This window comes from Moraxella ovis (assembly GCF_900453105.1).
Lineage (GTDB): Bacteria > Pseudomonadota > Gammaproteobacteria > Pseudomonadales > Moraxellaceae > Moraxella > Moraxella ovis.
Window position 1 is genome coordinate 1,944,117 of sequence record NZ_UGPW01000001.1, and the last position, 22,369, is coordinate 1,966,485.

Genomic DNA, 22,369 nt, shown 5'->3' on the forward strand with positions numbered 1-22,369 from the left:
CACCAAAAATCCTAAATTTGATGATTTCACAAGGTAAAATTGCAATTTACCCCCTGCAAATTTATCCAAAATTATCACCAATTGCAATACCTAAAAACATATTGGTGCGTGATGCACATTCTGCTGCACTGTAGTGGTGGGTCTTGGATTTTATAAGTTTAATTCACACAATGGGATTTATTGTTGATATTGCTTTTTTAAAAAGTTTGGGGCTGTACTATAGCAACATCAATGTTATACCAGTACAGCCCCTTATCTTAAACCTTCGATAAATATAAAAATCGCAAGCTAAACCACTTGCGATCTTTTATTTTGACGGCATTAAATGGGGTATGGTGATTTTAATCTCAACACCTTGAATTAATTATGCTAAACTAGCGATTTTTGATGACTTTATTCATGCATACGAACAATTATTAAGGATACTCATGACCGCCAACAATCCTGCTTTTGAGCTCATATCAACAACGAAAATCGACGCACTAAACATTGATGTGGCATATTATCGCCACAAAGAAACTGGGCTCATGCATTATCATCTGGCATGTGATAATGATGAGAATGCACTGATGATCGGTTTTGCCACACAGCCGATGACATCGCGCGGTGAGGCGCATATCTTGGAGCATGTGGTGCTGTGTGGCTCTGAAAAATACCCTGTGCGCGATCCGTTCTTTAGCATGATTAAGCGTTCCTTGCAGACATTCATGAATGCCATGACGGCAGCGGATTGGACGGTTTATCCGTTCGCCACTCAGAACAAGAATGATTTTTTTAATCTGCTGTCTGTGTATGTGGATGCGTGTTTTTTCCCCAATATTCATGAGCTGGATTTTGCCCAAGAGGGTATCCGCATTGAACTGGATGGAGCGGGCAAGCCACAATATCACGGCATTGTCTTTAATGAGATGAAGGGCGCGATGAGCGGTGAGATCGATCAGCTGTATTATGCACTGACGCATCATCTGTTCCCGACGACGACCTATCATTATAATTCTGGTGGCGATCCTAAGCACATTGTTAATCTAACCCATGACGATCTGGTGAAATTCCATCAGGCGCATTATCATCCATCGAACGCCATCGTGATGAGCTTTGGGGACATTCCTGCCAAAGACATTCAGGACAAATTACAGAATGATGTGTTGGCGCGCTTTGATGACATCAGCCGTCCCAAGGTGGGCAAAAAGTTCACCTCAGCCCTAGAGAAACGCCTGACCCAGCCTGTACAAGCCTTTGATACTTATACCGCTGATAATAACGGCAAACAGATGACCCACCATGTGCTGTCGTGGCTATTACCAACCATCAGCGACCCCCGTGAAAGATTGTCACTGCGTCTGATGGAGGGGGTTTTGGTGGAGCACTCAGGTTCTCCACTGCGTGCTTATCTTGAGAGTTATCCACAGTCTGTGGCGCCAAGTCCTCTGCTTGGCTTAGATGACAGTCATTATGAGATGGTGTTCTATGCTGGTGTGCGAGGCTCGGACGTCGAATATGCCGATGATGTGGAGCAAGGCATCTTAGACCTACTCTCAGAAGTCGCCACAGAAGGCGTTGATGATGAGACCATCGAGACGGTGCTACATCAGATAGAGCTTGACCAAAGACACATCGGTGGTGACAGCATGCCTTATGGCTTGACGCTGATGCTTGAGGCGTTTAGCACGGTGGTGCACGGTGGTAATCCGCTGGATGTGTGGCAGATTGATGAGCATCTGACCTGGCTAAGACAGCAGGCGAAGGATCCTAAATTCGTGCCATCACTCATCAAAAAACATCTGATCGACAACCCACATCGCGTGCGCCTAACTGCTTCACCTGACAAAGACAAAGCCCAAAGGCTCATCGATGATGAGCGGGCGGCACTTGACCAGCTCAATGAGGCACTTAGCGACGAGGCGCGTGCCACCATCCAACAAAAAACTGCTGAACTGCAGGCGCGCCAAGCGATGATTGATGATGTGAACTTACTGCCGAAAGTGGGTCTGTCAGACGTTCCAAGTGATGTTGCCTTTACACACGCCATCAAAAAACCCATCAACATCGACGGCGACACGCGCACGTTGTATGAATATCATGCGGGCACGAATGGGCTGTATTATTATCAGGTGGTCGCTGATCTGGGCGATGCCGCTGACGATATTTTAAATAACCCATTGCTGCCAATTTATCTGACGCTACTGTCAGAGGTGGGGACGCATCAGCATGACGCGCGTGAATTCCAAGCGGTGCAAGCAGCGTGCTCATCGGGGGTGACGGCGCGCATCAGTCAGCGAACCGATGTGGCGGATAAAGACAAGATGAGCAGTTATTTTGTGGTGGCGACCCGTGCGCTTAACCGCAAACTAGACGCCGTTAATCTGGTGAGTGAAGTACTGGATGAGACGATATTCACCGAGACGGATCGCATTCGTGAGCTTCTACAACAAAAACAAACCAACTGGCAATCACGTCTGACGGGTGCAGGTCATGCTTATGCCATGCAGACAGCCAGTCGCAATATGAGTCACCTTGCTAAGATTGAATATGCCTTTTCAGGCTTACCTGCACTAAGTGCGTTAAAGGTGTTCTTAGCGGATGAGAATGAAGATAAATGGGAGGTCTTATGTGCGCGTTTGGCAGCCTTGCATAATGCCATCACCAGCCTACCTAAGGATGTGATCTTAGTCTGCGAGTCCGACTCTGCAGTCGTGATCAGCGATAAGATCACCAGCACTTTGAAGAATCGCAAGGCATCTGGTGAACAATCGACGTCGCCGCTGCCTTTTGATGCTTTGACAGGCATCATCGAGGATGACGCTCAAGATGACATTGCTTGGCTCATCTCAACCAATGTCTATCATAATGCTGCCGTCTATGCTGCGACCACATCGGATGACGATGATGCGCCTGCGCTGATGGTGCTTGCACCATTCTTGCGTAATGGCTATCTGCATGCCGCCATCCGTGAGAAAGGCGGAGCGTATGGCGGCGGGGCTAGCTTTGATGCGAATGCAGCAGCATTTAAATTCTACAGCTATCGCGATCCGAACTGCGTTGCGACTTTTGATCACTTCATGGCAAGCATTGATTGGCTGCTTGATAACGATCATGATGATGAAAAGCTTGAAGAGGCGATTTTGGGCATCATCGCAGGCATGGACAAGCCTGGATCCCCAGCGGGCGAGGCGGTTAAGTCATGCTTTGGTGAGCTGCATGGGCGTGATAAGGCATATCAGCAGGCGCTGCGTGCCAAAATCCTAGCAGTAAGTGTCGATGATCTAAAGCGTGTCGCACAAACCTACCTAAAAGATAAGCCATGCACCAAGGCCAGTCTTGCACCACTAGAGCAAGAATCTGTAATGGCAGAGCTTGGATTTAAGATCAAAAAATTGGCATGATCAATAAAATCCATCTATTGGCGGATTTATCGGTATCATAAAAAAGCCTTGCGTCTTGCAAGGCTTTTTTGATGTGGCATGCAGATTAGCTTTGAAGCACCCCAATATCCGCCACGCTCAAAAACAGCGTACGCACCTGCCCAAGCAAGGCTAGGCGGTTGTTTTTGAGATTTTCATCATCGGCATTTACCATGACATTATCAAAAAAATCGGTCAATGGGCTTGCCAAGGCGGTCAAGGCGGTCAATACCCCTTGATAATCGGCATTGTCCTGCAAGGGTTTCACCATCTCTTTGGCGCTTAGAATCGCCTGATACAACGCCTTTTCTGCCGTCTCGGTCAATAGGCTCTCATCTACATTCTCGCCCACGTTGTCGGCTTTGGCAAGGATATTGGCAACACGTTTATTATTCTCTGCCAGCACCTGTGCCTGTGGCAACGCACGAAACGCCTGCACCGCACGGATACGCTCATCAAAATCAAGGGGCATGTGCGGATTTATCGCTTGCACCGCTTGAATGGTGTCCACATTCACGCCCTGCTCGGTATACATGGCACGATAGCGTGAGCTGACAAATTCCATGACGGCATTAAAGGTCTCGCTCATGTTATTGATTTTATTGCCATAATTTTTAATGGCTTCGTGGGCAAGGCTTGCTAGGTTTAATGGCAATTTATTTTCAATCAAAATACGCAGAACGCCAATGCTTGCCCGTCTTAGGCTAAATGGGTCTTTTGAGCCTGTTGGAGCTTCGTTAATGCCAAAAATCCCCACCAAAGTGTCTAGGCGGTCGGACAAGGCAAGGGCGATACCGATTGGTGTTTTTGGCAATTCATCGCCACTAAATTTGGGCAGGTATTGCTCGGCAATGGCGTTCGCCACGTCCGCTTTTTCGCCTGATTTGTGGGCATAATACGTCCCTGCAATGCCTTGCAATTCGGGGAATTCACCCACCAACGTGGTCGCCAAATCCGCCTTCGCCAAAACCCCCGCTCGCACCACATCATCGGTCGGCACGTCCCAGCCGTGCGGACGCAAGTTTTCGCTGATAAAGGCGGACAGTTTGGCAATACGCTCGCCCTTTTCCCAAATCGTGCCAAGTTTGTCTTGGAACACTCGTGTTTTTAGGGTTTCGGCAAAGTCGGCAAGCGGACGTTTTTGGTCTTGCAAAAAGAAAAATTCAGCGTCCGACAGGCGTGGGCGTACCACTTTTTCATTACCCAAAATCACCGCAGATTTATCAAGGCTGTCAATGTTGCTGACAAAGATAAAGTTGGGTTTTAGCTTGCCGTTATCGTCCGTGAGGCAAAAATATTTTTGGTCGGCTTGCATGGTGCTGATAAGGGCTTCTTGGGGAACGGCTAAGAAACGCTCTTCAAAACTGGCTCGCAAGGCAACAGGATAGTCCACAAGGGCGGTAACCTCGTCAAGCAACTCATCAGGGACAATGGCGGTCGCACCGATTTCATCGGAGAGTTTTTGGACTTGGGCGACAATGTTCGCTTGGCGTTTGGCAAAATCCGCCACCACAAACCGCTCGGCAAGCAGGCTTTCATAATTCTCGGCATGGTCAATCACAAAAAAATCAGGGGCGTGATAGCGATGACCACGAGACTGCCTGCCTGTGTCATGCCCTAAAATGCGTGCAGGAATGACAGTATCGTCCGCCATGAGTACCACCCATTGTACAGGACGGACAAACTCGTCCTTGCTCGCCCCAGAACGCATACGTTTGGCAATCGGCAAGTCGTCCAATGCCTTTTGGATAAGGCTTGGCATCAGGTTGGTAACTTTCTCGCCTTTAATGGTAAGCGTATAAGCGACATATTCGCCTTTTTTGTCGCTGATTGTGACTAAATCGTCTTTGGTAAGGTTTAAGCCGTTTGCGTTAAGCCCCTGCAAAAAGCCCTGCCCTGCACGAGACAAATTCCCATCAGCGTCAAAACTTGCCTTGATGTTTGGGCCTTTTTTGGTTTCGGTGCGGTCAGGCTGATAGTCACCCACGCCTTTGATAAGTAGTGCCAAACGGCGTGGGGCAGAGAATGCCTTGATGTCATCAAAAGCGATGTTTTGCTCGCCCAATGCCGTTTTGACATGGTCGTATAGGGCATTTTGTAGGGTTTTTAGGGATTTTGGCGGCAATTCTTCGGTGCCAAGTTCAAATAGGATTGTGCTCATTTTAACCTTTTACATTTAATTAACTATAAAACACGATACAGGTTTTTATCAATAACCGATATGATATTTATTTGGTATTAATTTTTGTCATCGTCGTCATTATCACGATCGTTATCTCTGTCGCCGTCTTGGTCGTCATTGCGATTGTCATTTCTCTCATCATCATGCTCATTGCGGTCATCACGATTGTCATTGCGGTCATCATCGCCATCATTATCACGACGGTCGTCATTTTGATTGTCACGATTGTCATTTCTGTCATCGTCATTATCACGGTCTTGACGGTCGGAATATTTGGTGCGGTCGTTTTCACGTTCGTTATTGTCATTATCATTATTACCACCAAAACCACAAGCAGTCAAAAGAGCGATAAGTGATAATACAGATAGTGATTTAATCAATTTGGTGTTCATGATGCGTCCTAGTTAATAAAAAGGTTGTGATGGTCAAATCAATCTTCTTCTTTGGCAAGCCATTTTTCAAGAGCTTCTGCTTTATGTTCTTCATCAGCAAGAGGAAAACCCAGTTTAGCACGAGCTTGCACATAGCTGACCGCCACTTTACGAGCCAATGTCCGCACACGTAGGATAAAGCGTTGGCGTTCGGTGACCGAAATCGCCCCTCGTGCATCAAGCAAATTAAAACTGTGAGACGCTTTTAGCACCATTTCATAGGCAGGCAGGGGCAGATTTACACCCACTAAGCGGTCGGCTTCATGCTCATAAAAGTCAAATAATTCAAAGAGTTTGGCAACGTCTGCATATTCAAAATTATAAGTAGATTGCTCCACTTCGTTTTGATGAAACACATCGCCATAGGTAACACGCCCAAACTCGCCGTCCGTCCACACCAAATCATAGACGCTGTCCACACCCTGAATGTACATGGCAAGGCGTTCCAAGCCATAAGTAATCTCGCCCGTTACAGGGAAACACTCAATCCCGCCCACCTGCTGAAAATAGGTAAACTGGGTAACCTCCATGCCGTTTAGCCACACTTCCCAGCCAAGCCCCCACGCACCCAAAGTTGGACTCTCCCAGTTGTCTTCCACAAAACGCACGTCATGGGTTAGTGTATCAATGCCCAACGCCTGCAAAGAACCCAAATACAGCTCTTGGATATTGGCAGGGTTTGGCTTTAAGACGACTTGGAATTGATAATAATGTTGCAAGCGGTTGGGGTTGTCGCCATAACGCCCGTCTGTGGGACGGCGAGACGGCTGAACGTAGGCAGCGTTCCATTTTTCGGGCGTTAAAGCACGCAAAAATGTGGCGGTATGAAACGTCCCTGCCCCCATTTCCATGTCATAAGGTTGCAAGACCACACAGCCACGCTCTGCCCAGTAGTTTTGTAGAGTTAGGATAATTTGCTGAAAGGTTAATGGTGTTTTCATGATTAGTCACTTTTATGGCTAAAAATTTATCCGTATTTTAGCATAATTTACCAATGACAAAAAACAAAAACCACCGTTTTCACGTGGTTTTTGTTAATAAGGTAGCTTAGTAGCGGTGTTCGTGCTCGATGGCATATGAAGCAGGTGTGGCTTCAGGCATGACTAGCCACATCACCAGATAGGCGAATAATGCCACAGGCAAGGTAACGCCTGCGCTAAAGATAATGACCGCCCAAAACAACACGCGGACGGTGGTTGGTGACCAGCCCAGATATTCTGCAAAGCCACCAAGTACGCCTGCTAATAAGCGGTGTTTGGTTGAGCGGTGTAATTTTGTCATTTTGGTCATGATCATTCCTTAAAAAATTCATTGACTTGCTATTAATTTGAGGCTTGTTAGTGCGATTTTCAATTTAAAATCAGCCTAAGTTACCAAAGCACTACAAAACCCAAATGCTAAGCGTTAAGCGGCGTTTTGTTGTTTTGTAATCTTTTTGGACTTTTGTCGTGGGCGGTGTGGAAATTTGTTATAATGACAAATCTTTTAAATTTTTTAGTCTTTAATAAGGCGTCGTAATTTTTTGGAATACAAGGATTTTCATGAGTATAGGGCTTTTGATGGGACGGTTTGAGCCGCTGCATTTGGGACATCTTCAGGACATTAACATCGCTGCAGGGCGGTGCGACACATTGCACATCATTGTCACGCCCAGCGAGCATCAGTATCATACCCAGACCTTGCAGGATAAGGCTCGATGGGTGCAGGTGGCGTGTGAGTATTTTGATTTTATTAAGGTGCATACATCGGACAGTCTTGAGCTACCCGTAACAGGTGATTATGTACAAGGGGATCTGCCCGATGAGTCGATGATTCAGCAGGTGCTAGCCAAGGTGGCTACTGATTCTGCTGATGCTGATGTGATCACATTCATCAAAAAAGACACGGATGGCAAATCAGCGCTGGTCACCAATGAATATGATAAATTAGATATTGGCGCCAATCCCATTTTATACTTTGATAAATTAGCACCGTCCGCCAAGTCCGACCATGTGCAGACGGTGTGTATCGTTGGCGGTGAGAGTTCGGGCAAGACCACCTTAGTGCATAAGCTTGCCAATCACTACGGGGCGACAGTTGCGCTGGAGATGGGGCGGCTATACACGCACAGTGATCTGGGTGGCACTGAGGTCGGTCTTCAGTATGTAGATTATACAGCCATCGCAGTGAATCATGCACGCGCCATCCTAGATGCCAAAAAACACGCCACAGCACCGATCGTGCTGGTGGACACGGACTTTGTGACCACGCAGGCATTCTGTGAAGAATACGAGGGGCGTACCCATCCTGTGGTCACAGCATTGGCCGATGAGATGTGCATGGATCACACCATCTATCTGGACAATAATGTCAAATGGGTGGCGGATGGCATGCGCCGCCTAGGCAGTCAAAAGCAGCGTTCTCAATTCGCCACAAGATTATTAACGGTGCTCGAGCGACACGGGATATCGCCTTATATGATAGACGATGATGATTATCACCAAAGATATCTGCAAGCGGTTCGATATATTGATGATCATGTGCTTAGATTAACGCATGACAGCGTGCAATGAGTGAGGGTAGGATGAAGATTGCATTTTTGGATAATATCACAGGTTTTGGTGAGAAGGATTGGACCAAGCAGTGGATTTTGACTTGGTTCATATTCGGGGCGGCAGCACTGTTTACCGGATTTTGGCGTACCACAGCACATTCAGGATTGGATTGGTTCTATTTTGGCGTGTCTATCATCGGGCTTTTATGCGTGGTGGGATTGTCATTTCGTAAGAATCTGGTTGGCAATGGCTTAGGCGTGCTGGCGACGGCAGGCGAGGTTGTCGTACAGGGCACGTCTGGCGCGGTCGGGCTAATGCTTGCGCCGATGTTTAACTTTTTTACCCATGTCTATGGCATGATTAATTGGCGTGGGCACACCGATGATGATGGCAACATGATTCCCAAGACCGCCAACAAATACATCTGGGGTGTAACGGCTGTATTCGTCGCGGTCGGGCTGATGCTGTTTCCTGTGATTAATGAATGGCTCATCGCCCAGGGTTATGGCGTGATCGAAGATGATGGCAGTCGGTTCTTTGGGGTGAGCTTCTTTTGGATTAACGTGGTGGCGTTCGTGCTGTCTATCACGGCTCAGGTGACGATGATTCTGCGTTATTCGTTCAACTGGTGGCTGTGGATCGGTGTGAATTTCGTGTGGCTGATTGTCAATATCATGTCGGGCAACATCATCTTCGCCATTCAGACCATGGTGTATCAGATTAATGCCGTTGTGGGATTGTACGGTTGGCAAAGAAGCGAGCAGCAGTCATAATTGCTGCTTGATTGATGAATAAAAAGGAGTTTGTATGTCGTTATTCGTAAGTAATAAATCGCTACAGTCGTGGCTTGATGAATACGCGGTCAGCCATCAAGACCACACCAATAAGCTCATTCATGTCATCTGCGTGCCTGTGATTTTTTTGACCATTGTGGCTTTGATCATGAATATTAGCCCGATATTGATGGCTGTGACTGCTGTCGGTGTGCTGTGGTTCTATCTTAGATTATCCTTATCGCTGTTCTTGGCGATGGCGGTATTCATTGCGCTGTGTGTTGGCTTTGTGCTTTTGGTTAATTGGCATGTTGGCGTGTGGATTGCCATCTTCGTGGTAGCGTGGATTGGGCAGTTCGTCGGGCATAAGATAGAAGGGGCTAAGCCGTCTTTCTTTGAGGATTTGCAGTTTTTACTCATCGGGCCTGCTTGGGTTGCCATGAATTTATTTAAAAGAGCTTAAACGTCAACAAAAAAACCCATCGCGATGATGGGTTTTTTCTAAGGTTTTTTTAGATAAGGCCAAGCGGCTTTTAGGTAGATCATCATCGACCACAGCGTCAGAACCACCGCGATGATCATCAGGATGTAACCTAGAATCTCTAGACTTTGCCAGTTTAGCAGCAGCACTGAGATGGCGATCATCTGGAAGGTGGTTTTTAATTTACCGACATAAGATACCGCCACGCTGGTTCTTGCGCCCAATTCTGCCATCCATTCGCGAAGTGCAGACACCGCGATCTCACGCGAGATGATGACGATGCCACAGGTTGCCATGACGATGTTAGGATGCCACTGCACCAAAATGATGAGCGCGGCAGCGACCATCAGCTTGTCCGCCACAGGATCCAGGAATCGACCAAAGGCAGAAGTAATGTTCATCTTACGCGCCAAATATCCATCCAGCCAATCAGTAATCGCCGCCAAAATAAACAAAAAAGTCAATAAAAAATGCCGCAACATGCTGTCACTGTATTCAAGCATCCCAAGTCGCGCAATGGCGTTATTAGGAATGGCAGGAACGCCGATACCAAGCGCAGGCGGCCAATAAGCAATGGCAATAAAAAGCGGAATCGTCACGATGCGTGCGATGGTCAGATTATTGGGCAGGTTAAAGATGGTGTCCTTGGCGTGGCTTGATTGGGTCATGGTTGACTTTGCTCGTTGCTTGGCTGTTGGGTGGATAATTTTGGGCTTATGATACCTTACTTTTGATGATTTTTGCCAATTTATTTGTCATTTTTTATTGTTCGGGCGACCAATCATGGCTTTTAGCTTGATTATATGGATATCGCCCCCATATCTATATCTAAGACTTGTTGATAGTTTTCCTCAGCCCGCCATGTTTTGTTTTTGGTGGGCTTTTTTAATTTTTTAAAAAGTATAACTGATTGAAATTAATGATATTTTTAAAATTTTACTAAAATTTTTTATATTTTTATCAAAAAAATCTTGACGTATGAATAAAAATCTATATAATACGCACCCATGCAATGATTTGTTGAATTGACAATCTTGAAAATTGCGGGAATAGCTCAGTTGGTAGAGCACAACCTTGCCAAGGTTGGGGTCGCGAGTTCGAATCTCGTTTCCCGCTCCAAATTTTCAATACATCGCAACATTGCGGGAATAGCTCAGTTGGTAGAGCACAACCTTGCCAAGGTTGGGGTCGCGAGTTCGAATCTCGTTTCCCGCTCCAAATTCTAAAAAGCCTAAATCGATAGATTTAGGCTTTTTTATTGTTTAAATTCAATAGGTTATAATAAAAATTTATTTATAAAAAATTACTCAGGGAAAGAGAGGCGATTCGTGCTTAGAGCTTTGCGTGACCAAAACATGACCATCGTGAAAATTTCATATTTTTTAAAAAGCCTGAATTGACACCAACTCTCATTTTTCATTTCGCCTATTTTTTATTCATTCTCATCATCTTTTTCATAGATAATGATGTCTCCCGGTGTGCAGTCTAACAACTTGCAAAGCTTATTCAGAGATTCAAAATCTATACGAGTCACTTCGTTGTTGTACATTCTATACAATGTAGATCGTCCTAATTTTGACATTCGATCTGCATCGGCTACTCGTATGCCTTTTTGGGCAAATAAAACTGGTAAATTAAGCTTAATCATCAAAAAAATCCTATAAATGATAAAAAAATAATTTCAAATGATAATTTTATAAGATATAATCATTAGTGATAACAAAGATATCACTAATGAAAACTTTATCTCAAATGGAGAGTTATTATGACACAAACCTACCTCACAACTCAAGAGCTTTCCCATCGCATCAAGTATGATGAGAGAACCATTCGTAACCAATTAAAAGACAGTGTTTTGCTTGAAGGTGTGCATTACATACGTCCCTTTGGCGGTCGTAAAATCCTGTACATCTGGGAGCGAATCGAAAAAGACATGGCGGAGCATTTCAATCATTCTTCACTTTGTATGGCATTACAGTAATAGGGAGGCACTATGGCTAGTATTAGAACTAGAAAGGGTAGTTCGTTCCTTTTTATCGATTTTACCTATATGAACACACGCTGCCGAGAAAAAACCAATCTAACCGACACACCTGCCAATCGAAAGAAGCTTGCAAAGATTCTAGAGAGAATGGAGGCTGAAATATTGCTTGGCAGTTTTAGTTATGAGCAGTATTTCCCAAAAAGCGACAAGGTTGACTATTTTGAAGAGCTGGGTGAAAGACGACAAAACTTACAAAGTGGCGCACCACTCTTTGGAGAGTTTGTTTGGCAATGGTTTAATGAAAGGTGTATTGAATGGCGGGCAACTTATCAAGAAAAGCTTAGAATCGTCATCAATAAGTATTTAATACCTGTCTTTGATAAGCGTGCCATATCAAGAATAGATAGAGCGGATGTGTTGGCGTTTCGTGCTTCTCTCGCCAAAGTGACCCACAAAACGACCAAACACACCCAGTCAGCTACCAGAATTAACTCAATCATGGCAACTTTGTACATGATACTAAAAGAAGTGTCAAAACGCTACAATTTTAATGATCCTACCGTTGACATCAGACAGCTTAAGGTTGAAAAAAGTGACATCACACCGCTGAGTATTGATGAAGTGTGGCGTTTTATTGGTGCGGTCAGAGCTGACTTTAAAAACTACTACATCGTCCGATTCTTTACAGGAATGCGAACCAGTGAAATTGATGGATTGACGTGGGAGCATGTAGACTTTGAGAAGCGCCAAATCAAAATCAGACAGGCGCTGGTCAATGGTGTGATGGGCCCTCCTAAGACCATCAATCCTCTCGTGAGATTGACATGGCTCCATTTGTATATGAAGCACTCTTGGCACAAAAGAAAGTGACCTTTGATAAGTCTGAATTTGTGTTTTGCACCCGTGATGGTGAACCACTTAGCTATCGCAACGTAAATCGCAGGGTCTGACATCCTACTTTAAGGTTTTTAAGGCTAAAAGCAAGAAGCGCCCATCAGACGCGTCATACAGCAGCCACGCTATGGCTGGCAGCAGGAGAGGCGCCAGAGTGGATAGCCAAACAGATGGGTCATGTTAACACCATGATGCTCTTTAAAGTCTACAGTCGCTACGTACCTAATGCCACAAGACAAGATGACAGCGCCTTTCATGCACTGTTGATGCAAAGCAAACATGGTAAAGATGCGTTTTATTTGGCAAATTTACCCAAGCCAGATACCAACGATTTAACATGGGATAATCACGAAGATGAGGAGGTGACGGCATGATAAATCATCTATCAAGCAATATGCTATTGACCGATGTCTTAAAAGACATGAAGGATCATCAAGATGTGATCAGGCTTTCATCTAAGATTACAAAAAGAGTAATTAAAGAGCTGCAGATTCAACGAGGATTTGGCACGGGCATGTTTTTAGAGGTGCCTAACTACTTAAACAACCATGAGGCAGTATTAACATGGGTAAAAGAACAGCTACATCAAATCAAAGACAGACAGCTTTATGATGATGACAGTCTTTATCTGGCGTTAAGAGATGAGCTTATCACTCATCTGCCAAGCCATGAGCTTGACTGATGTGATGTAAAGCTAAACCATCCTAAATTAACATACTTTATTTAAATAGATTTAAACCAAAGGAAATTAACATGACCATTCATTATGTATTTCAATCATATGTAACACAAGAACAAAAAGCACTGTGCCAAGCATACTTTGAGCATGTGATCAATCCTAAAGAAGACAGTGCCAAAGCGATTGTTAAGCTGTGTAGTGATCATGAGGCAAGCCCTGAAAGCTTAAGCAGGCTATTGCTTGATGTGAGGGTCTATGACAGCGCAATACAATGCCAAGGCTGCGGTAAATACTACGAAGTAAACCCGCCTTATTATCACAGACCCAATACTGATGCTGGTTATTATTGTCGAAGCTGTGAAGCGTTTATAAATGCGCCCTTTTAGCTGCTGATTTGCTGTAGATTGATAAACTAGCACTCTTTTTATAAAAAAACCAAAGGCATTGTATTGCTGACTGTAGGAAGTAATACAATGCTGAGGCTGCAAATATTAAGAAGTAACCGCGCCTTATATCTGCCACAATCCAGCACCGATACTATATTTTACCAATTTAATTTGTAGGGAAAGTGGTTAATTTATTGTCCACTGTATGGTGAATAGATGTGCAATCTTTGTATCTTGGGTTAATTGAGATTGTATTCTGCTAAACAATTCATCTCGTTGCTCTTCAATTTCATCCTGCACATCAAATAAAGATTGGCGTAAACGACGTCGTTGCCTCTCTGTATTTTTTAAATCGCCTTCTATTTGTGCTAATTCCTCCAAATTTCTAGCTTGATTTTTATCGCGTTTGATCTGTTTGATTTTCTCATCAATATCGGCAATCTCTTGTTCACTGGCTTTTATTTTATCTTCCGCCCATTTGTCTAGTCTTTGACTTTCTTGTTTTAATAAAATACTTTGGCTTTCGCTATGACGTGCGGTTAGGGAAGCAATGGCTTGTTGGGCATTTTTCTCCAAATGCTCTGGAATGGATTTATTCTCTCCATCACTTTGTGCTTCAATACCCAGTAGTTTTTGGCAAAAATCATCGTCCAGCCACTCACCTTGTTCGGTGCAGGCGGTAAAAACAATTTCTTCATGTGTTTGTTTTTCGCCATAAACCCCACTTTATCCACCCAAAGCCAACCTGATTGCCCTTGGTTTTGTTCAATAATAGATAGTTTGCTGTGATGATTGATATAGTCAAAGCAAAGTGAAACTGTCGGTGTGTGGGTATTTTGACAAACGGATAAACAATACTCGCCAAGCGGGTGATGTAGGCGATAATCATGTCCTCTTTGCTCATTTTGAGCTTGCAAAACATAACTAGCAGCCTGAAAGCCTTTTGGCGGGCTGTGCAAATAAAAACTGCGGTTTTTTTCATCAAAATGGGCTTGATTATTTAAAGCAAATTGCGTGGCTAACCAAAAATAACGACTGGTTTTATCCAACAGTCTTTGACTTTGCGACAATTGCAGTTTTAGTTTTTCTTGCACATCTTCGTCAAAATAATCCAAAATTTGACTGCCCGCTCGTTCCAGATTTGCCTGAATTTGACTTTCCAGTTCTTTTTGCAATTCATTAAAAGCGGTTTTGATTTCATCGGAAGTACGACATTTATCGTAAATTTGACTAATGCGTTTTTCAAAATCAATGCCATTTTCTATACGCCCCAATATTTCATCAGAAGCACCAAATACGCCGTCAAATAACTTAAATTTTTCGCCAAGTAATTCCAAAATTCTCTGGTCGGCTTAATTGCGTTTGTTCAAAAAGTTAATCACAACCACGTCAAATAATTGTCCATAACGATGACAACGCCCTTGTTTATCTGATTTTAATCAAGTAAAATCGTAACTCTTATAAAACACCCTTCATTCTTAATTCATTTATTGGTAGATGGACATCCAGTTAAATCAAGCCTTCACCAGGGGTCATCATGAATCGTAACCGCTTTCGTGTCATATTCAGCAAGACACTGGCTCGGTTGGTGGTTGTTTCTGAAAAGTCTAAATCTGATGGTAAATCTTCTGGTTTTGGTGGGTTTTTACCTTTAAGTTCCAATCAAGGCAAAGTGATGCGGTTAACCGCCCTACACACTGCCATCATAGCTTTCTTTCTCGGTGCCTCAAATGCAAGCCTTGCCAACATCAAAGCCGATCCAGCCGCCACCAATAACCAAAAACCCATCATTGCAGCTACTAAAAACAGTGCTGGTCAAACCATCCCTGTGGTACAAATTCAAACACCCAATCAGGGCATCTCACACAACAAATACAGCCAGTTTGATGTTCATGCTCAAGGTGCTATCTTAAATAATGCTCGTACAGGCAGCCAGACGCAGCTTGCAGGAGCAGTTGCTGGCAATCCATTTTTAAAACAAGGTGAAGCTCATACCATCATCAATGAAGTGCGTAGCAATAAAGCAAGTCAGCTGACAGGTACGCTTGAGGTGGCAGGTCAAAAGGCAAAAGTCATTATCGCTAATCCATCAGGCATTAATGTTGCAGGGGCAAATTTCATCAATGTCCATGAAGCTACCTTATCCACAGGACACATCGCCCATCAAGAGCAAGGGCGATTTAGCCACAATATCACTCAAGGCAGCATTACCATCAATGCGCCTAAAACAACTGCTAATTCAAATAATAATACAAGCAATAATCCAAACAACACCGACAAACAAATCATCGGACTTGGTGAGACGCATACCGCTGACTACGTTAATCTATATGCCAAAGCTGTCAGTATTAATGCTCAGATACAAGCAGAACACGCCATCACAGCAGTAGCAGGCAGCAATCAAATCAGTGATACAGGGCATATCACGCCAAATCCCAACCAAAACAGTCAAGCTACAACAACAAACACCAACAAAAACCCCACCACCGCCATTGATGTCAAGCTACTGGGTGGCATGAGTGCTGGTAGCATCACCCTGATTGGTACAGATAAGGGTATGGGTGTAAACACAGCAGGAGCGCTAACCGCCAAACGAAGCATTCACATCAGCAGTGATGGTAAAATCACCCACACAGGCAAGTCACAAGCACAAACAGGCGGTATTAATCTTGCCAGTAATACCACTATTGAGATTAAGCAGCATAACAGTCCAAATAATAATCAGGCAGCTGTTCAAAACCCAAACTTACAAGCCAATACCAACATTACACTGTCAGCACCAACCATTACTGCCAATCAAGCTGTCATCACCACCAAAACAGGTGATATTGGTGCCAATGCCAAACAAAACCTAACTTTCACAAACAGCACGCTAACTGCTGGTAAAAATATTGAAGTAATTGTTGCTAACGCTAACAGCAACCAAGCTAACAATCAAAAACAAAAATACACCGCCATACTCACCAATAACACGCTCACCACCAAAGGACACATCACCACCGCCAATCTACATGGTGATTTAACTCATGCCAATAATAAACTGGTTGCAACAGGTAACATCTCAAGCTTTGCTAATTTAAACCAAACCCTAACAAACACAACCATTACAAGCAAACAAAACAGCCAAGTTAGCTCCAATCAAAACCTAAACTTTACAAGCAGTCAAATCAACTCAGATAAACACACCACCATTCACACCAAAGCCAATCAAACCAGTACAAACAGTCAGTTTAGCGCCAAAGGCGTGGTCAGTGATGTGGTGGATGGAACATACACCATTAAGGGCAATGTCAGCCTTCAAGGCGGTGCAGTACTTATTGAATCTGATAGCTTGGCAATCAATAATCAAGATAAACTAAACATCAGCACAACCAACAGCGCATTATTATTAAGCCACAACCACACACGCCATCTAGCAGGTGATATCAGTGTACAAACCAACAAAGATTTTAATCTAACAAACAGCACCAAACTCACCCAAACAGGCAATCAAGGTGATATCAGCCTAATCAGCAAACAAGGCAAGCTGACGTTAACAAGCCAACTAAACGCACCCAAAGGCGACATTAGCCTACAAGGGCAAAGTGTTGCGCTAACTGCAGCCAACATCAGCGCCAAGCAAGGCATCAACGTTTATGCCACGGATGGCAGTGTACAGATTGATGGGGCAAGAAGGGATTTTGTGAAGGGAAAATCCACTCAAGCATTACCACAGCTTATTTCACAAAAACAACAATTAGAACAAAAGATTAATGCCATTAAAAGCAATCCAGAATATATCAAAGATAAGCAGCGGTTATATGCTGCAATGAATGATTGGTATTATACTCAAAAGCTTGATAAATTAAATCGTAAAATTCTGCTGGTATCCCAAAACACCTCAGGCTATGAACATATCCCATCATCGCTAACCACTCAAACAGGCGATATCTCCATCCATGCCAAAGATGCCATCATCGCAAGTGGTGCTAACATCAATGCTGCTGGCAATATTACGCTAAATGCTCAAGGATTTGCCCCAAACAGTGATGAGTTTAACAATCAAGCTGGTAAAAATTCTCAAAACCTAAATACCAGCATCATCTTAGATGGCTTACAAAACCACTATGAAATCGGCTCACAAGGTAATAGTTATCATCGCATCATTGCCTTTAATACGCCAACCACACTGACCGCTGGCAAAGACATTAACATCACTGCCACCACCAAACAGCCTAATACACATCTGGTATTGCAAGGCAGTCAGGTTGCTGCTGCTGGCAACCTAGCCATTGCTGCCAATCATCATTTGTTATTAGATGCTGCCATCGACCATGAATATGGCTATGATAAAACCACACGCAAACATGGTAAGCGGTATAAACGCAAATACACCACAACCACAACAATCAACGAGTGGGCAGATGCTGATGCGGTTAGCCTAACCGCCAATAACATACGCTTGCAAACCCATGCCAATAAAGCAAACAGTCATATCAACATCTATGCTGCTGATATGACAACCACAGGTGGTGATATTCGTCTCATCTCCACAGGTGATATCAACCTATACGCTCTGACCAATCAGCACAGCAATGAACAGCATAGTCATACCAAGAAAAAACTCTTAGGCATTCGCTATAACACCACAGACAATCATAACCAAAGACAGCAAATCACTGCCCTACCAGCCACACTGGTGGCAAACTACATCAATAGCCGCTCTGAGGGTGATACTACCCTTGAAGGCACACGCTTTGAGTATCTGTCAGGAGCCAGTTTCTACGCTGGTGATAAGATTAATCTATTAGCCGCCATCAGCACCCTACAAGAACAAGCACAAACTGATAGCAACTCTGTGATTTGGCAAAGCATACAAAATACGGGCAAGATAGAACAATCTGCCCTGCTGCCAAGCTTTACAGGTCCGACAAACCCCACCTTTGAAGCCAAAGGCGGTCTAAATGTCCAAATCCCCATATCTGAAAAGGATGCTCAAAAAAGACAGCTCAAAGATGAAATCATCACCCTTGCCAGTCAACCAGAGTATAGCTATCTAAACGATCTCATCAATCGTGATGACATCAACTGGCAACAAGTCATCTTAAGTAACGATGAATGGAACTACAAACAACAAGGCTTGACAGGTGCTGGTGCTGCCATTGTGGCGATTGCAGTGGCTTATGCGACAGGTGGTCTTGGGTCGGAACTTGCGGCATCTATTGTGAGTTCAGCAACTAATGCTGGCATCGCTGCTAGCACAGCAGGTACTTTGGGGGCGATGAGCTCTGCTGCATTTGGATCACTGGTCAGCACAGCCAGTATCAGTCTTATCAACAATCAAGGAGATATTAAGGCAACATTAAAGGAGCTTGGTAGTAAACAAAACATCAAGCAACTGACCTTTGCCATTGCCAGCGCTGGGATTGGTAGCAAAATCAACCAAACACTCTCAAAAAGTCTTGGTGTGGGTGATATAGCCAACTCCCACAATTTTAGCCATAAAATCAGCAAAGGTATCGCCAACGCCACTTCAACTGCGCTGCTTGAAAGTGCCATATATGGTACCAGTCTTGAAAAGTCATTAATTAAAAATCTACGTGGTGAAGTTGCCAATGCGGTCGCCAGTGAGATCTTTACCGATTATGTCAAACCACTGGACAAAGATACCCTAATAGATAACATTACCCATAAACTTGCCGCAGGCATGACAGGCTGCCTCTCTGCCAAAGCGGCAGGAAATCGTTGTGAAGCAGGCAGCATCGGTGCTGTCGTTGGTGAGATGTGGGGTGATTATCAAGTAGATGACCCAAACACCCTAACCCAAGCACAAAAAGACAAACTCATAAGCCAAGCCAAACTGATTGCAGGCATCACTGCTGCTTATGCTGGTGAAGATGTCAATGTGGCTGCTGGTGTGGTAGCGGAGGCGGTGAGGTGGAATGGTACTTATCAGAATAAAGTGCGTAGCATTGCTAGTCTTAGAAGAGAATTTAGCGATAATGACAAGCTGTTGGTTAGCAAAATAGAAAGTGGTGAAATTCCATTTAATAAAAATGTCGCAGATTATTTATTCCTTATCAATACTGATGAAAATTTGGTTCTACATGTGAAATTTAAAGAACCAATTCGTGTTAAGTTAACCAGAGCGAATGAACCATGGAAAAATAATAAAAGCGTGCCAGGAGAAGAAATACACTCTGCTACAACAATGGTAAGGAATGCAGAATGGACAGTTTTAGGAAATGTAACTTTAAGTCGACCTATTGGTACTGAAGAATACCGTATTATACCAGATGAATATGATTTTGATATAAAATCATGGCGTGAATATCCTATTAGAAATACAGCAACGATATTAGGTCGTCCTGGCAATGGCAAGAAATTTAAAATTATACCAGTCGGAAAGGTTATTCTAGGGAAGTAACATGAAGTTAAAAATTATTTATGTAATCATATCGATATTTCTTGCACTGATTGTTTTTTATGAATTTGCAGATAGAAAAATTGGCAACTACACTATCACAAAATCTGCTAGTCAGATACCTGTTTTTAACTATGTTTTAAGCGGGTACGATAAAAACAATTACTACATGGCAGAAGATTTTGTTAATGACTACACTGTCGACGATGGTTATTTATACTATACATATATATCAGGTGGATCTGGAGCGAGTGGCTGGTGTTACCTTGATGACAGACTGATTTTATCAAGAATAAATCTAAAAGAGAATATCATTGAAAAAGATATTGATACTATTAAATATGAACACATGTATAAAAAAATAAACCAGATTCATGACAGGGATAAAAAATGGTTAATAGAATTAAATAATAAATGTATAAAATGATATTTGGTACAAATTTTAAAAATGCAAGCTAAAATGAAACACGATAATGGAAAGATAGTAGTGATATTTGTCAATACAATCATAAGACAAGCAAGACTTTGATGTCAAAATAACTTTGGCTGAATAAAGGCTAAGTACTGCAGGATGAACTGAATCCACCTTATGCTACTGTCTATCCGCCAAAGCAAAAGACCAGTCTTGCGAGGCTGCTGCGGTTGGTGCTATCATAGATGAAATGCGGGGTGATTATCAAGTAGATGACCCAAACACCCTAACCCAAGCACAAAAAGACAAACTCATAAGCCAAGCCAAACTGATTGCAGGCATCACTGCTGCTTATGCTGGTGAAGATGTCAATGTGGCTGCTGGTGTGGCAGCGGAGGCGGTGAGGTGGAATAGCTCTTACCCCAATTATGGCTCAATGTCCAAAAATCAACAAGCTGAATGTAGGCAACTGGGTATATCAACTTCCGACTGTGGTAAATATCACGGTAAGAAAAGCCTTGAAACCCTCAGACAAATAGGCTTGTTCATTATACCAACCACTCCAGAGGAAATTGCTATTGCAGTTGTAACTGGTGGTGCTGGCAGATATGTGATTAAAGCTGGAGGGAAAATTCTTAGCAAGACTTTTGAAAGCAAAGAGGCTGCTAAAAAAGTGTTAGCGGAGGCTAGGAGGGTTGAGAATAATGTTTATAGGGACGATAGTTATGGTTATACTTGGTCGCAAGGAAAACCACGAGATTTTAATCAAAATTTAACTATTCATTGGAATAAACACAAAAGTGAATTTCCTGAATTAAGATTTCAGAATGACTATTATAGATTTGCAAGAGATTTTGTGGAAAATCCACCTGCTGGAACCTTAACAAAAACTAGATCTAATGGGGATGTTCTTTTTTATCAACCATCTACGAATACTTTTGCTATCAAAGATAAAAATGGTAATATTAAGACAATGTTTAAGCCAAAAGATAAGGAGAAATATTGGAATGCTCAATAAGATAACATTTATTAATGATGATGAATTTTTATGTCCGTGTTGTAATCAAGCAAAATTTCATCAAGATGAAGAATTTGATATATGCCCAATATGTTTATGGCAATATGATAAAATTCAAATAATAGACCCAGATTACTGTGGCGGTGCTAATGGATTATCTATTGAAGAATATAGAAAAAATTATTTATTACAAAAAGGTAAAAGGTGATTGAGCATGCCTACACTAAGAAAAATTTCCGGCGGTGTTTAAATAGTAAGTTTTCGATACTCTAAGGCTTTAATAGATAGTATGAATATTGTAAAATCGGATAATATGTATATATTGGAAATAGAGATTCCTTCAGAATGTATGCATTGTTTTCATAATAGTATTGGAGATACTATAGAAAATTTTTGTAAAAAAAATAATTTACTTTATGATTATTATGAGCAATACATTGATTTTGGAATTGGTCAAATATATTTTCAAGATAAAGCCATTAAGATTATTTGGGAAGAATTTCCTAATAGCATATCTTTGTTTATAAGAAGTTATAATGATTGCTTATTAATTATGGATATGATAAAAAATGATTTTTATCAAAAATAAAAAATTACTATTTTGATGGGGCTATAACCCCAACTCGTTGGTATGAGGCAAAATCTGGAAATTATTAGAAGATGATAATGTCCGATTCTTAAAAAATGAGTTGTTTTAAGTCCAGCTCGGTAGGTTGGGTTGAGGAAATAAAACCTAGCATTTTTATCCCCAATCTTTGAATTTGCTAGTTCCTTAGGTAGATACCAACAAC

20 protein-coding genes, 2 tRNA genes and 1 pseudogene are annotated in these 22,369 nt (G+C 42.9%); 15 read left to right on the plus strand and 8 right to left on the minus strand.

All coding sequences use genetic code 11. The features are described 5' to 3' along the window. The first annotated feature begins 428 nt into the window (after positions 1-428). The gene (locus DYD54_RS09305) at positions 429-3,383 is read left to right on the plus strand and encodes an insulinase family protein (protein WP_063514654.1); all 2,955 of its coding nucleotides are present in this window, start codon (positions 429-431) and stop codon (positions 3,381-3,383) included. Between the two features lie 85 nt (positions 3,384-3,468). Here the strand turns inward: DYD54_RS09305 and glyS are convergent, their stop codons facing one another. The 4 genes from glyS to DYD54_RS09325 all read right to left on the minus strand — a co-directional run bounded on the left by glyS (position 3,469) and on the right by DYD54_RS09325 (position 7,304). Then, complete coding sequence (gene glyS / locus DYD54_RS09310) at positions 3,469-5,562, minus strand: glycine--tRNA ligase subunit beta (protein WP_063514655.1); 2,094 nt, start codon at positions 5,560-5,562, stop codon at positions 3,469-3,471. A gap of 77 nt (positions 5,563-5,639) precedes the next feature. Continuing rightward, positions 5,640-5,975, minus strand: coding sequence for a hypothetical protein (locus tag DYD54_RS09315; RefSeq protein ID WP_063514656.1), 336 nt, complete (start codon positions 5,973-5,975; stop codon positions 5,640-5,642). Between the two features lie 38 nt (positions 5,976-6,013). Further along, on the minus strand, positions 6,014-6,955 hold the full coding sequence (gene glyQ / locus DYD54_RS09320; protein WP_063514657.1) for a glycine--tRNA ligase subunit alpha: 942 nt from the start codon (positions 6,953-6,955) through the stop codon (positions 6,014-6,016). A 106-nt stretch (positions 6,956-7,061) separates the two neighbouring features. Further along, positions 7,062-7,304 (minus strand): PspC domain-containing protein, encoded by a 243-nt coding sequence (locus DYD54_RS09325; protein WP_063514658.1) that lies wholly within the window; start codon positions 7,302-7,304, stop codon positions 7,062-7,064. 251 nt (positions 7,305-7,555) lie between these two features. On the opposite strand from DYD54_RS09325, the gene nadR reads away from it, so the two are divergent. From nadR to DYD54_RS09340, 3 genes are read left to right on the plus strand one after another with little or no spacing between them, the layout of a single operon-like run. Continuing rightward, on the plus strand, positions 7,556-8,566 hold the full coding sequence (nadR, locus tag DYD54_RS09330) for a multifunctional transcriptional regulator/nicotinamide-nucleotide adenylyltransferase/ribosylnicotinamide kinase NadR (protein ID WP_063514659.1): 1,011 nt from the start codon (positions 7,556-7,558) through the stop codon (positions 8,564-8,566). Between the two features lie 11 nt (positions 8,567-8,577). After that, positions 8,578-9,321, plus strand: a complete 744-nt coding sequence (gene pnuC / locus DYD54_RS09335) for a nicotinamide riboside transporter PnuC (protein WP_036365642.1) — start codon at positions 8,578-8,580, stop codon at positions 9,319-9,321. Between the two features lie 34 nt (positions 9,322-9,355). Continuing rightward, entirely contained in the window at positions 9,356-9,784 is a 429-nt protein-coding gene (locus DYD54_RS09340) for an Mpo1 family 2-hydroxy fatty acid dioxygenase (protein WP_063514660.1), read from the plus strand. 38 nt (positions 9,785-9,822) lie between these two features. On the opposite strand, the gene pgsA is transcribed toward DYD54_RS09340, so the two are convergent. Then, entirely contained in the window at positions 9,823-10,470 is a 648-nt protein-coding gene (pgsA, locus tag DYD54_RS09345) for a CDP-diacylglycerol--glycerol-3-phosphate 3-phosphatidyltransferase (protein WP_063514661.1), read from the minus strand. Between the two features lie 375 nt (positions 10,471-10,845). Here pgsA and DYD54_RS09350 point away from each other — a divergent pair. Next, positions 10,846-10,921, plus strand: a tRNA-Gly gene (locus tag DYD54_RS09350). A gap of 23 nt (positions 10,922-10,944) precedes the next feature. Next, positions 10,945-11,020, plus strand: a tRNA-Gly gene (locus tag DYD54_RS09355). A gap of 214 nt (positions 11,021-11,234) precedes the next feature. Here DYD54_RS09355 and DYD54_RS09360 read toward each other — a convergent pair. Continuing rightward, entirely contained in the window at positions 11,235-11,450 is a 216-nt protein-coding gene (locus tag DYD54_RS09360) for a helix-turn-helix domain-containing protein (RefSeq protein WP_063514662.1), read from the minus strand. 117 nt (positions 11,451-11,567) lie between these two features. On the opposite strand from DYD54_RS09360, the gene DYD54_RS09365 reads away from it, so the two are divergent. The 4 genes and pseudogenes from DYD54_RS09365 (at position 11,568) to DYD54_RS09380 (ending at position 13,745) form a co-directional block, all read left to right on the plus strand. Then, positions 11,568-11,783, plus strand: a complete 216-nt coding sequence (locus DYD54_RS09365; RefSeq protein ID WP_063514663.1) for a hypothetical protein — start codon at positions 11,568-11,570, stop codon at positions 11,781-11,783. Positions 11,784-11,795: 12 nt separating this feature from the next. Then, positions 11,796-13,054, plus strand: a pseudogene (locus tag DYD54_RS09370) (Arm DNA-binding domain-containing protein). Continuing rightward, positions 13,051-13,362, plus strand: coding sequence for a hypothetical protein (locus DYD54_RS09375; protein ID WP_063514666.1), 312 nt, complete (start codon positions 13,051-13,053; stop codon positions 13,360-13,362). Before DYD54_RS09370 ends, DYD54_RS09375 begins: the two are co-directional and overlap by 4 nt. A 71-nt stretch (positions 13,363-13,433) precedes the next feature. Next, complete coding sequence (locus DYD54_RS09380) at positions 13,434-13,745, plus strand: hypothetical protein (protein ID WP_063514667.1); 312 nt, start codon at positions 13,434-13,436, stop codon at positions 13,743-13,745. Between the two features lie 186 nt (positions 13,746-13,931). Here DYD54_RS09380 and DYD54_RS09385 read toward each other — a convergent pair whose 3' ends face one another. Next, positions 13,932-14,321 carry a hypothetical protein gene (locus tag DYD54_RS09385; protein WP_063514668.1) on the minus strand — a complete coding sequence of 130 codons (390 nt, stop codon included), beginning with the start codon at positions 14,319-14,321 and terminating at the stop codon, positions 13,932-13,934. After that, positions 14,285-15,082: a hypothetical protein gene (locus tag DYD54_RS09390; RefSeq protein ID WP_063514669.1), complete on the minus strand. Its 798-nt coding sequence runs from the start codon at positions 15,080-15,082 to the stop codon at positions 14,285-14,287. The genes DYD54_RS09385 and DYD54_RS09390 overlap by 37 nt, the downstream gene beginning before the upstream one ends. Positions 15,083-15,282: 200 nt before the next feature. Here DYD54_RS09390 and DYD54_RS09395 point away from each other — a divergent pair, with 200 nt between their 5' ends. The 5 genes from DYD54_RS09395 (at position 15,283) to DYD54_RS09420 (ending at position 22,167) form a co-directional block, all read left to right on the plus strand. After that, the gene (locus DYD54_RS09395) at positions 15,283-20,151 is read left to right on the plus strand and encodes a two-partner secretion domain-containing protein (RefSeq protein WP_063514670.1); all 4,869 of its coding nucleotides are present in this window, start codon (positions 15,283-15,285) and stop codon (positions 20,149-20,151) included. A gap of 1 nt (position 20,152) precedes the next feature. Further along, complete coding sequence (locus DYD54_RS09400; RefSeq protein WP_063514671.1) at positions 20,153-20,575, plus strand: hypothetical protein; 423 nt, start codon at positions 20,153-20,155, stop codon at positions 20,573-20,575. Positions 20,576-20,810: 235 nt separating this feature from the next. Beyond that, on the plus strand, positions 20,811-21,578 hold the full coding sequence (locus tag DYD54_RS11830) for a VENN motif pre-toxin domain-containing protein (protein WP_063514672.1): 768 nt from the start codon (positions 20,811-20,813) through the stop codon (positions 21,576-21,578). Beyond that, the gene (locus tag DYD54_RS09415) at positions 21,568-21,786 is read left to right on the plus strand and encodes a CPCC family cysteine-rich protein (RefSeq protein WP_167541400.1); all 219 of its coding nucleotides are present in this window, start codon (positions 21,568-21,570) and stop codon (positions 21,784-21,786) included. The genes DYD54_RS11830 and DYD54_RS09415 overlap by 11 nt, the downstream gene beginning before the upstream one ends. 81 nt (positions 21,787-21,867) lie before the next feature. Beyond that, complete coding sequence (locus DYD54_RS09420; protein ID WP_063514673.1) at positions 21,868-22,167, plus strand: hypothetical protein; 300 nt, start codon at positions 21,868-21,870, stop codon at positions 22,165-22,167. Positions 22,168-22,369: the final 202 nt, after the last annotated feature.